Origin of the sequence: Hathewaya limosa, from assembly GCF_030815255.1 — a bacterium.
Lineage (GTDB): Bacteria > Bacillota > Clostridia > Clostridiales > Clostridiaceae > Hathewaya > Hathewaya limosa.
Window position 1 is genome coordinate 21,320 of record NZ_JAUSWN010000012.1, and the last position, 12,754, is coordinate 34,073.

Here is a 12,754-nt window from a genome sequence, read left to right on the forward strand (position 1 = left end):
AAATAAATTAAAATAGAAGTCTTTTAAAATTTAAATAAAAGACTTCTATTTCTAAAATTTATTTTTTATATGGTTCTAAATAAGCTTTTTTTATTTTTACATCTTTTTCAGGTTTATCATTTGAAACAGTTTTTGTACTAGCGATTTTATCTACTACATCCATTCCTTCGATAACCTGACCAAATACAGTATGTTTATAATCAAGAGTAGGAGTTCCACCTACCTCAGAATATTTTTTTATTACATTTTCTCCATAAGAAGATTTATCTGCATTTTTCATGGCATTTATTAGTTGATCAGGTGTTTTTTTTGCTTGAACTATAAAAAATTGACTTCCATTTGTATTGGGACCAGCATTAGCCATAGATAGTGCGCCTCTAAAATTATGTAATTTTGGTGTGAATTCATCTTCAAAAGGTTTTCCCCAGATACTTTCACCACCCATACCAGTTCCTTTAGGGTCTCCACCTTGTATCATAAAATCATTTATAACCCTATGAAAAATAAGACCATCATAATATTTTTTACTTATATGGGTTTTAAAATTTTCTACAGTTTTAGGAGCATACTCAGGAAAAAATCTAATTTTAATTGTTCCCATGGAAGTTTGTAAAACCGCGATTTCTTCTCCAACTTTGGGAGTTGTAAATTGAGCAAGAGGTTCATTAGTATTTTCAGACGTAGAAGTTTTTTCTTCAGTCTTATTTTCTTTACTTTTGGTATCGGTAGCATTTGAATTACCACAAGCAGTTAAAGTAAATAATATGCTAAAACATAAACATAATGATAATATAATTTTTTTCATAAAATCCTCCTTTAAATTAAACAAAAACTATATGTTAAATTACTTAATAATTATATCATAATATATAAAAGTTAACTGTAAAGTAGTTGCAAACTTTAATCTAGTATATGTAAACTATATAAAATCAATATATAAAATTCAATAAGAAACAAATTTAATTAAAAACCATTTCGAATATTCAGAAAGTGTTGCAAATTTACAAAAAATATCATATAATTAATTAAAAGTTATTTGTTAATCAATTATTTATTATTTATTTATTATTTATTAAGATTTAAAAAAAAGAAGGAGGGTTTTGCATGGATTCAGCATTGAATTTAGTTAAAGGTTTAAACCACTATTTATGGAATTATATTTTAATTTTTCTTCTTTGTGGTACAGGGATTTTCTTTTCATTTAAGTTAAAATTTGTACAAGTTAAAAAGTTTGGAAAGGCTTTTAAAAATACCTTTGGAGGAATAAGCTTTGGTAAAAAAGCAGGAAAAGATGGTATGTCTTCTTTCCAAGCCTTAGCAACAGCTATATCAGCACAAGTTGGTACAGGAAACCTAGCAGGAGCTGCAACAGCTATGGCTTCTGGAGGACCAGGTGCTATATTTTGGATGTGGATTAGTGCTTTCTTTGGAATGAGTACAATCTTTGCAGAGGCTACATTAGCTCAAGTTTTTAAAACTAAGAAAGATGGAGAAGTAACAGGGGGCCCTGCATATTATATTAGCCAAGGACTCCATAATAAATTTTTAGCAGGATTTTTCTCTATAAGTATAATTATAGCTCTTGGATTTATAGGAAATATGGTACAAGCTAATTCTATAGGAAGTGCTTTTAAAACAGCATTTAATATTAGTCCATATATAATTGGAGGTATATTAGCAGTTTTAACAGCAGCTATTTTTATAGGTGGTATATCAAGAATAGCATCTTTTGCTGAAAAAATAGTTCCTGTTATGGCGTTATTTTATATTATTGGAAGTTTAGTAATTATATTTATGAATTATAATCAAATATTACCTGCATTAGGAATGATTTTTGAAGGTGCATTTAACCCCCAAGCAGTAGGTGGTGGAGTAGTCGGAGTTACTATTAAACAAGCTGTTAGATACGGTGTTTCAAGAGGATTATTCTCTAATGAAGCAGGTATGGGATCTACACCTCATGCACATGCAGTGGCAAAGGTTGACCATCCATGTGATCAAGGTTTAGTTGCTATAGTTGGTGTATTTGTTGATACTTTTGTAATTTTAACTTTAACAGCACTTGTAATTTTAACTACAGGAGCTTTAGATGGAAAAACTACAGGTATTAGTTTAACTCAAAAGGCATTTACTGCTGGAATGGGTAATTTTGGAGAAAAATTCATAGCTATATCATTATTCTTCTTTGCCTTTTCAACTATAATAGGATGGTATTTCTTTGGTGAAGCAAATATTAAATATTTATTTGGTAAAAAAGCTTTACCAGGATATAGAGTTTTGGTTATGTTCTTTGTATTTATAGGTTGTGCATTAAAAGTTGATTTAGTTTGGGAACTTGCAGACTTTTTCAATGGAATAATGGTTATTCCTAATTTAATCGCAATTATAGCATTATCAGCCATAGTAAAAGAAAAGTTAAAAGATTATGATGATATATCAAAACATGTCAAAACTAAATAAACAACTAAATTTATAAAGTTTAACTTAAAAAATAAAGCAAATCAAGGATATAATAAGATTCCTTTGATTTGCTTTATTTTTTATGGAATAATTATATAGAAAATATAAAATTGTAAATTGTAAGAATATTTAAAAGTTATACTTTTAAATATTTGAAATATATATTATAATAAGTCTATCGAACAATATACAAAAAAATAAAAAAAATATTCGTAAATAGTTCTAACTTAAGGAGGATTAAAATGAATTTACAAAATTATAGAGTTTTTGTAGAAAAAAAACCGAACTTTAATGTGGAAGCACAAAAATTATTAAGAGATTTTAAAGACAACTTAGGTATAGAAAAAATTACAAATGTTAGACTCTTAAATAGATATGATGTTTTTGAAGTTAACGAAGAAGAGTTTAATAAGATAAAGAAATATGTATTAAGTGAACCTAATGTGGATATGATATTTGAAAAAGATATTGAATATGTAAATAAAAATATTTTTGCAGTAGAATTTTTAAAAGGTCAGTATGATCAAAGAGCGGATTCAGCTGAACAGTGTATTAAATTAATTTTACAAGGAAAAGAATGTACTGTAAAAAATGCTAGAGTTATTCTTATAGAAGGGGATATTACAAGTGATGAATTAGACAAAATAAAGAATTACTACATAAATAAGGTGGATTCTAAAGAAACTTCTTTAGATAAAATTAAGGATGATGATAAAGAAATAGAATTAAAAAATTCAGTAGAAGTTTTAGAAAGTTTTAATACATTAAATGATGAAGAGTTAAAAAGTTTTTTACAAGATAGAAACCTTGCTATGAGTTTTGAAGATTTGAAGTTATGTCAACAATATTTTAGAAAAGAAAATAAATTTCCTACTATAACGGAAATAAAGGTTATAGATACTTATTGGTCAGATCATTGCAGACATACTACTTTTAATACAATTTTAGAAGAGATTAATATTGAAGAAGGAAAATATACAGATATTATTCAAGAGGAATATAAAAATTATTTAAAGATTAGAGAAAAATTATATAGTGGAAAAGATAAAAAACAAACATTAATGGATTTAGCAGTAATTGGAATGAAACAATTAAGAGCAGATGGGAAGTTAGAAGATCTAGATAAATCAGATGAAATTAATGCTTGTAGCATAGTTATAGATGTTAAAGTAGATGAAAAAAATGAAAAGTGGCTTTTAATGTTTAAAAATGAAACCCATAATCATCCAACTGAAATAGAGCCATTTGGTGGAGCTTCAACTTGTTTAGGAGGGGCTATTAGAGATCCACTATCAGGAAGAAGCTATGTTTATCAAGCTATGCGTGTAACAGGAGCTGCAGATCCTAGAAAAGCTATAGATAAAACATTGAAGGGTAAACTTCCACAAAGTAAAATAACCAAAGAAGCAGCTAGAGGATATAGTAGCTATGGAAATCAAATTGGATTGGCGACAGGACAAGTTACAGAACTTTATGATGAAGGATTTTTAGCTAAAAGAATGGAAGTAGGTGCTGTTATTGGAGCAACTCCAATTGAAAATGTAAGAAGAGAAGAGCCAAAATGTGGAGATCTTATAATATTATTAGGTGGAAGAACAGGAAGAGATGGTTGCGGAGGAGCTTCAGGTTCTTCAAAGGAACATACTGAAAAATCTATTTTAACTTGTGGATCTGAAGTGCAAAAAGGAAATGCACCAACGGAAAGAAAAATTCAAAGGTTATTTAGAAATCCAAAGGTTACAACTATGATTAAAAGATGTAATGATTTTGGGGCAGGTGGAGTTTCAGTTGCAGTAGGAGAATTAGCAGAAGGATTATTTATAGATTTAGATAAAGTACCTAAAAAATATGAAGGATTAGATGGAACGGAACTAGCAATATCAGAATCACAAGAAAGGATGGCTGTAGTTGTTAAAAATGAAGATGCGAATAAATTTATAAGGTATGCCCATGATGAAAATTTAAAGGCTGTAGTTGTTGCAGAAGTAACTGAAGAAAAAAGAGTTAAAATGCAATGGAATAATAAAATAATTTTAGACTTAAGTAGAGAATTTTTGGATACTAACGGTGCCAGACAATTTATGAATGTAGTAGTTAAGGCACCAAAAGATAGTAGTTATTTTGAAGAAAGAAATGAAAGATATAAAAATTTAAATTTAAAAGAAGTCTTTATAAATAATTTAAAAGATTTAAATGTATGTTCTCAAAAAGGACTATGTGAAATGTTTGATAGTACAGTAGGAGCATCTACGGTATTTATGCCTTTTGGAGGGAAAAATCAATTAACTCCAATTGATGCTATGTGTGCTAAGATTCCAGTTTTACATGGAGAAACTTCTACAGTATCATTAATGTCTTACGGATATAATCCTAAAATAGGAAAATGGAGTCCTTTTCACGGTGCATTATATGCAGTAATAGAGTCATTATCTAAAATTGTAGCAAGTGGAGGAGATTATTCTAAAGTAAGACTTTCTTTTCAAGAATACTTTGAGAAACTTAGTAGCAATGAAGAAAAATGGGGAAAACCATTTTCGGCATTATTAGGAGCATTACTTGCACAAACTTCTTTTGAAATTGCGGCAATTGGAGGAAAAGATAGTATGTCTGGTACCTTTAAGGATATACATGTACCTCCGACATTAATTTCTTTTGCTGTTACTACTGCAGAACTTGATGAAGTATGTACTCCTGAATTTAAGGAATATAATAATAAAGTTATAATGTTTAATGTGAAAAGAAATAAAGAAGAAATACCAGATTTTAATATATTAAGGAATAACTTTAGGGCTATACATGAGCTTATTAAAAGTAAAAATATAATTTCAGCCTCAGCTATAAAATTTGGAGGAGTTGCTGAAAGTATATCAAAAATGTGTTTTGGAAATAAAATTGGTTTTAAATTTGAAGAAGATTATAGTGAAGAAGAGTTATTCTCATCTGACTATGGAAATATAGTTGTGGAATTTAAAGGTGATGTAAATATTTTAGACAAATTCCATGGAATCTCTTATAAAGTAATAGGTAAAACTATTAAATCACAAGAAATTCATATAGCTAATCAAGTTATTAAATTAAATAATGCAATAGAAAAATGGGAAGAAACTTTAGAACCGATTTTCCCAACAAAATATAAAGAACATAAGAGTGAAGAAGCTATTGGTATAGAAGTAGATAAAACTGTATTAAAAAATCAACATGAAAAATGTAATATATTAATAAATACTCCTAAACCAAAAGTATTAATTCCAGTCTTCCCAGGATCAAATTGCGAATATGATAGTAAATTGGCATTTGAAAAAGCAGGTGCGGAAACTGAGTTATTTGTATTTAATAATTTAACATCTAAGGATATTAATGAATCTATAGAAAATATGGAGAAGTTAATTAGAAAAAGCCAGATCATTATGATACCAGGTGGATTTAGTGCAGGAGATGAACCAGATGGATCAGGCAAGTTTATAGCAGCTATTTTTAGAAATGAAAGAATAAAACAGGCTGTTCGTGAACATTTAAATGTTAAAGATGGACTAATGTTAGGAATTTGTAATGGATTCCAAGCATTAATAAAATTAGGATTAGTACCTTATGGAGATATAGTTGATATTAAAGAAGATTCTCCAACATTAACCTTTAATTCTATAGGAAGACATATATCTTGTGTGGTAAATACAAAAGTAGTATCTACTAAATCACCATGGTTTAATAGAGCTAGACAAGGAGATATCTATACTGTTCCGGTATCTCATGGAGAGGGAAGATTTTATGCTACTGACGAAGTAGTTAAAGAATTATTTAAAAATGGACAAGTGGCTACTCAATATGTAGATTCAAATGGTAATTATACAAATGATATAAAATATAATCCTAATGGATCAGTTATGGCTATTGAAGGAATAACTAGTCCAGATGGAAGAGTTCTTGGAAAAATGGGACATACTGAAAGAATATCTAATGGAACATTTAAAAATGTAGAAGGAAATTATAACCAAAGTATTTTTACATCAGGTGTTGAATATTTTAAATAGTACTTAGAGTATGGAAAGTTCAAAGATATTAAATATATAAAAAATATTATAAGTGTAAAAAAGCGAAAATAAAAATTACAATATATTAAAATGTTCGTTAATATACGAATAATTTCAAATAAAACAAAAACAATGTATTGACTTAATCTTTGCAAAATGATAATATTTAATTATAATTAAAACTTAATAATTTAAATAAGTAGTTCTTAATATAAGCTTGATAATAGGGTTCAAGCGTTTCTAGCAAAGGCCGCAAATCTTTGACTATTAGGAATTATGGTGAATTAAGTATATAAATTTATTTTGATACTTATTACTATATCTGTTATTAAAAACTCATCATAATACCTATTATGGTGAGTTTTTTTATATAAGGGGGAGTAATTTATGAAAGTTGCAATTATTTTTGGAAGTAAATCAGATACAGAAATTATGAAAAATTCAGCTAAAGTATTAAAAGAATTTAATATTGAATACAAGGCATATATTCTTTCAGCACATAGAGTACCAGAAAAATTAGAGGAAGTTATCAATAATCTTGAAAAGGAAAACTTTGAATGTATTATAGCGGGTGCTGGTTTGGCAGCTCATTTACCAGGAGTTATAGCATCAAAAACAATTTTACCTGTAATAGGGGTTCCTATTAAGGCTTCCATGGAGGGAATGGATGCATTACTTTCAATAGTCCAAATGCCAAAATCTATTCCAGTAGCTACAGTTGGAATTAATAATAGTTATAATGCTGGTATGTTAGCAGTGGAAATACTCTCTATAAAATATCCTGAATTAAAAGAAAAACTTATAAATTTTAGACATAATATGAAGAAAAAATTTATTGAGGAAAATAATGAAGGGGTGGATTTATAATGAAAAAATTAAATCAATTATATGAAGGAAAAGCCAAAAAGATTTATGCTACTGATGAAGAGAATAAGGTTATAATTTATTACAAAGATGATGCAACAGCATTTAATGGTGCTAAAAAGGCTTCCATAGACGAAAAGGGAGTTTTGAATAATGAAATTACTTCCATTCTTTTTAAATTATTAGAAGATAATGGAGTAGAAACACATTTTATTGAAAAGTTAAGTCATAGAGAACAAGTTTGTAAAAAGGTTAATATAGTTCCACTAGAAGTTATAGTTAGAAATGTAGCAGCAGGAAGTATGGCAAAACGATATGGGTTAGAAGAAGGAACAGCTCTTAAAACTACTGTTTTAGAATTAAGTTATAAAAATGATGAATTAGGAGATCCATTAATGAACGATTATCATGCTGTAGCAATGGGCATTGTAACATTTGAAGAATTGAATTATATATATGAACAGGCTTTAAAGGTAAATGATATTTTAAAAGATTTTTATGCTAAAGAAAATATTAAATTAGTTGATTTCAAATTAGAATTTGGAAAGTTTAATGGAAAAATAATTTTAGCTGATGAAGTATCACCTGATACATGTAGATTTTGGGATATGACAACAGGAGAAAGACTGGACAAAGATAGATTCAGGAGAAATTTAGGAGATTTAGTACAAGGATATAAAGAAATATTAAATAGAATGCAAAAATAAAATAAAAGACTATGTCATAGCTAGTAAGAATTTAATTAGTTATGGCATAGTTAAGCATAATAAATTGCATAAAAGTTAAGAAGATATATATAGTTTTCTAAAAATGTAATGGAGGCGAAAGTTCATGGAAGATAATAAAAAAACAAATAATGAATGTGTAACTTATATAGATGAACTTGAAGATAAATTTCATGAGGAATGTGGGGTTTACGGAATTTATTCTAGAGAAGGAGAGTTAGATGTATCAAAGTTAACTTATTATGGACTTTATGCACTTCAACATAGAGGACAAGAAAGTTGTGGAATTGTAACTTCAGATGAGGGAGAAATGAAAATCCATAAAGGAATGGGCTTGGTTTCAGAGGTGTTTGATACAAAAATTTTAGATAATATGAAAGGAAATTGTGCAATAGGACATGTTCGATATTCTACTGCAGGAGAGAGTTTAATAAAGAATGCCCAACCAGTAGTAGGAAGTTGTAAATTAGGTGATATTGCTATAGCACATAATGGAACACTTGTTAATGCAGAAGTTATAAGAGAACTTTTAGAAGATTGTGGATGTATTTTTCAAACATCTATTGATTCAGAAGTTATATTAAATTTAATTTCACGAAGTGCTAAAAAAGGTATAGAACAAGCAGTAGTTGATACAATGCAGGCTGTAAAAGGATCTTATGCAATTGTAATATTAACTAAAAATGAACTTATAGGAGTACGAGATCCACATGGAATTAGACCTTTATGCCTAGGGAAAATAGGAGAAAATTATGTTATATCCTCTGAGAGTTGTGGTTTAGATTGTACAGGAGTAGAATTTATAAGAGATGTAAAACCAGGTGAAATTGTGATTATAAACAAAGATGGTATTAAGTCTATAAATTTTGCTGAGAAGAGTAAAAAGGCTGTTTGCGCCTTTGAATATGTATATTTTGCTAGACCAGATAGTGTTATGGATGGAATAGGAGTAAATAATGCTAGAATACTAACAGGAAAGAAATTATTTGAGGAATCACCAGTAAAAGCGGATCTAGTAATAGGAGTACCTGATTCAGGAATACCAGCGGCTATAGGATATTCTAGGGCTTCAGGAATTCCTTTTGATGTTGCACTTATTAAAAATAAATATGTAGGTAGAACTTTCATAGCACCTTCTCAAGAAATGAGAGAAAAAGCAGTTACAGTTAAATTAAATGCATTAAAAGAAGTAGTTAAAGGAAAAAGTATAGTCTTAATAGACGATTCTATAGTAAGAGGTACTACTAGTAAAAGATTAGTAGAAATATTAAAAAAAGCTGGAGCAAAGGAAGTACACTTTATGGTAGCATCTCCAGTTGTAAAATATCCTTGTTATTTTGGAATAGATACTCCTTATAGAAGCGAGCTTATAGGATCAAATAATGATATAGAAAGCATAAAAGATGAGATTGGGGCAGATAGTTTACATTACTTAAGCGTAAAAGGATTAGTAAATTCCTTAAAAGATAATGGAAATTTTTGTTTAGGATGTTTTAAGGGCGTATATCCAATTTCAGCACCTATAAAATAAAATTTTAATGATTAATGGAGGGGAAAATATGATCACATATAAAGATTCAGGGGTTAATATTGAAGAAGGGTATAAAGCTGTTAATTTAATGAAGGAATATACTAAGAATACTTATACAAAAGGTGTTCTAAATAATATAGGAAGTTTTGCAGGAATGTTTGAAATTGGAGTAGGCTATGAAAATCCTGTTTTAGTTTCAGGAACTGATGGGGTTGGTACTAAATTAGATATAGCTTTTAAGTCCAAGAAATATGATACTATAGGAATCGATTGTGTAGCTATGTGTGTTAATGATATTTTATGTCATGGTGCAAAACCATTATTTTTTTTAGACTATATGGCTTGTGGAAAGTTAGATTCAAAGGTTGCAGCTGATATAGTAAAAGGAGTATCAGATGGATGTATGCAATCACAATGTGCTTTAATTGGAGGAGAAACTGCTGAAATGCCAGGTTTTTATAGGGATGGAGAGTATGATTTGGCAGGATTTTCAGTTGGAATAGTAGACAAGGATAAAATAATCGATGGAAGTAACATAAAAGATGGTGATATTTTATTAGGGTTAGCTTCATCAGGAATCCATAGTAATGGATATTCTTTAGTTAGAAAGATTTTCAAAAATTTAGATGAAGAATTTATGGGACAACCAGTATGGAAAACTCTCTTAACACCAACAAAGATTTATGTAAAACCTATTTTGGAAGTATTAAAAAAATATGAAATTAAAGGAATGGCACATATTACAGGTGGAGGTTTTTATGAAAATATACCAAGAATGTTTAAAGGTGAATTTACTGCAGTAATAGATAAAAATACTTTTGAAATACCACCTATATTTAAAGAAATAATGAAAAAGGGTGTAGATGAGGAGCATATGTTTAATACTTTTAATATGGGAATTGGGTTTGTACTTTGTGTAAGCAAAGAAGAGGTAGACTTGATAAAAGAATTACTTCAATCTTTAGGAGAAAAGGTATTTGAAATTGGCTATGTAAGAGCTGGAGGTGCTGGAGTTTGTTTAAAATAGCAGTTTTAGTTTCTGGAGGTGGAAGTAATCTACAAGCTATAATAGATAATATTGAAAATAAATATTTAAATTGTAAAGTAGAATATGTAGTTTCAGATAATGAGAAGGCTTTTGCCATAGAAAGAGCTAAAAAACATAATATTAAAACATTAGTTCTTCCTAAAAAAGTACTACGTGAATCTATATCAGATGAAATTTTAAAATTTTTACAAAATGATGTGGATTTAATTGTCCTTGCAGGATTTTTATCAATTTTACAAGGTGATATATTAAAGAAATTTAAAAATAGAATTATAAATATTCATCCTTCTTTAATTCCTAGTTTTTGTGGTAAAGGTATGTATGGAATAAAGGTTCATGACAAAGCTATTGAATATGGAGTTAAAGTGTCTGGATGTACTGTGCATTTTGTAGATGAGGGTACAGATACAGGTAATATTATTCTTCAAAAAACTGTTCCAGTTTATGGCGAAGATACTCCAGAAGAACTTCAAAAAAGAGTTTTAGTACAAGAACATAAAGCATTACCAGAAGCAATTAAGTTGTTAATAGAAAATAAAGTGGAGATTAAAAATGGAAAAGTGATAATTAGGGAGGATTAGGATAATGATAAAAAGAGCCTTAATAAGTGTTTTTTATAAGGATGGTATATTGGGACTTGCAAAATTTCTTCAATCTAAAGGTGTAGATATATTATCTACAGGTGGAACTTTCAAATATTTAAAGGAAAATGGAATTAATGTTATAGATGTATCGGATGTTACTGAATTTGAGGAAATTTTAGATGGAAGAGTAAAAACATTACATCCTAAGGTACATGGAGGTATTTTAGCAAAACGTAATAACCAGGAACATATGAAAAAGCTTAAACAAAAAGATATTACGCCTATTGATATGGTAGTTGTTAATTTATATCCTTTCTTTGAAAAGGTTAAGGAGGATCTGGAGTTTGAAGAAAAAATGGAATTTATAGATATAGGTGGGCCTACTATGCTACGTTCTGCGGCCAAAAATTTTCAGGATGTGGTAGTTTTAAGTGACACTGCAGATTATAAAAATGTTATGGAAGAAATAGAAGAAAATAAAGAAGTGTCCCTACAAACTAAAAAATATTTAGCAGGAAAAGTATTTAATTTAACTTCCGCTTATGATGCAGCTATTAGTAAGTTTATGTTAGAAGAAGAATATCCTAAATATTTATCAGTATCTTATGAAAAGGCAATGGACCTTAGATATGGAGAAAATCCTCATCAAACAGCAGCATTATATAAAAATACTTCAGGAGAAGGATTGATTAATAACTATGAACAATTAAATGGAAAAGAATTATCTTATAATAATATAAAGGATATGGATATTGCATGGAAGGTAGTTTGTGAATTTGATGAAGTGGCTTGTTGTGGTTTAAAACATAATACTCCATGCGGAGTCTCCATAGCTAAAAAAGGAGACACTTTAAAAGATGTATATGTAAAAGCATTTGAATGTGATCCAGTTTCAATTTTTGGGGGAATTGTAGCTATAAATAGAACTGTAGATAAAGAAACAGCTGAGGAAATGAAAAAAATATTTTTAGAAATAGTTATGGCACCAAATTTTACAGATGAAGCTTTAGAAGTGTTAAAATCTAAGAAAAATCTAAGAGTAATAAAATGTAAGAATGGAAGAGAGAATGAGAGTGAATTAGTAAAGGTAGATGGTGGTATTTTAGTACAAAGTTCGGATAATGATCTTATAGAACAGTTAAAAATAGTTACAGAAAAAGTTCCTTCAGAAAAAGAAATGAAAGATTTGATTTTTGCTATGAAGGTTGTAAAATATGTAAAATCCAATGCCATAGTTGTAGTTAAAAATGGAATGGCAAAAGGAATTGGAGCTGGACAAGTTAATAGAATTTGGGCAACCATAGAAGCACTAGATAGAGCTAAAGATGGAGTAGTATTAGCATCTGATGCCTTTTTCCCATTTAGAGATTGTGTAGATGAAGCCAATAAGTATAATATAAAGGCAATAATTCAACCAGGTGGTTCTATTCGTGATCAAGAGTCTATAGATGCTTGTAATGAACATGGAATGGCAATGGTATTTACAGGTATGAGGCATTTTAAACATTAATTTT

General features: G+C 28.9%; 9 protein-coding genes and 1 riboswitch. Of the genes, 8 read left to right on the top strand and 1 reads right to left on the bottom strand.

Going from position 1 to position 12,754, the window contains the following annotated elements:
• Positions 1-58 precede the first annotated feature (58 nt).
• Positions 59-805 carry a peptidylprolyl isomerase gene (locus QOZ93_RS07940; protein WP_307355780.1) on the bottom strand — a complete coding sequence of 249 codons (747 nt, stop codon included), beginning with the start codon at positions 803-805 and terminating at the stop codon, positions 59-61.
• A 299-nt stretch (positions 806-1,104) separates the two neighbouring features.
• Between QOZ93_RS07940 and QOZ93_RS07945 the strand changes: the two genes are divergently transcribed.
• The 8 genes from QOZ93_RS07945 (at position 1,105) to purH (ending at position 12,750) form a co-directional block, all read left to right on the top strand.
• Complete coding sequence (locus QOZ93_RS07945; RefSeq protein WP_307355781.1) at positions 1,105-2,460, top strand: alanine/glycine:cation symporter family protein; 1,356 nt, start codon at positions 1,105-1,107, stop codon at positions 2,458-2,460.
• A 242-nt stretch (positions 2,461-2,702) separates the two neighbouring features.
• Positions 2,703-6,488 carry a phosphoribosylformylglycinamidine synthase gene (locus QOZ93_RS07950; RefSeq protein WP_307355782.1) on the top strand — a complete coding sequence of 1,262 codons (3,786 nt, stop codon included), beginning with the start codon at positions 2,703-2,705 and terminating at the stop codon, positions 6,486-6,488.
• Positions 6,489-6,675: 187 nt separating this feature from the next.
• Positions 6,676-6,775: riboswitch (purine riboswitch) on the top strand.
• 100 nt (positions 6,776-6,875) lie between these two features.
• The gene (gene purE / locus QOZ93_RS07955) at positions 6,876-7,355 is read left to right on the top strand and encodes a 5-(carboxyamino)imidazole ribonucleotide mutase (protein WP_111943387.1); all 480 of its coding nucleotides are present in this window, start codon (positions 6,876-6,878) and stop codon (positions 7,353-7,355) included.
• Positions 7,355-8,059: a phosphoribosylaminoimidazolesuccinocarboxamide synthase gene (purC, locus tag QOZ93_RS07960; RefSeq protein WP_111943385.1), complete on the top strand. Its 705-nt coding sequence runs from the start codon at positions 7,355-7,357 to the stop codon at positions 8,057-8,059. Before purE ends, purC begins: the two co-directional genes overlap by 1 nt.
• A 124-nt stretch (positions 8,060-8,183) precedes the next feature.
• Positions 8,184-9,608 (top strand): amidophosphoribosyltransferase, encoded by a 1,425-nt coding sequence (gene purF, locus QOZ93_RS07965; RefSeq protein ID WP_307355783.1) that lies wholly within the window; start codon positions 8,184-8,186, stop codon positions 9,606-9,608.
• Between the two features lie 28 nt (positions 9,609-9,636).
• Positions 9,637-10,635 carry a phosphoribosylformylglycinamidine cyclo-ligase gene (purM, locus tag QOZ93_RS07970; RefSeq protein WP_307355784.1) on the top strand — a complete coding sequence of 333 codons (999 nt, stop codon included), beginning with the start codon at positions 9,637-9,639 and terminating at the stop codon, positions 10,633-10,635.
• A complete protein-coding gene (gene purN / locus QOZ93_RS07975; protein WP_307355785.1) occupies positions 10,623-11,237 on the top strand; it encodes a phosphoribosylglycinamide formyltransferase in 615 nt (204 codons plus the stop codon). The genes purM and purN overlap by 13 nt, the downstream gene beginning before the upstream one ends.
• A gap of 4 nt (positions 11,238-11,241) precedes the next feature.
• Positions 11,242-12,750 carry a bifunctional phosphoribosylaminoimidazolecarboxamide formyltransferase/IMP cyclohydrolase gene (gene purH, locus QOZ93_RS07980; protein WP_307355786.1) on the top strand — a complete coding sequence of 503 codons (1,509 nt, stop codon included), beginning with the start codon at positions 11,242-11,244 and terminating at the stop codon, positions 12,748-12,750.
• Positions 12,751-12,754 lie beyond the last annotated feature (4 nt).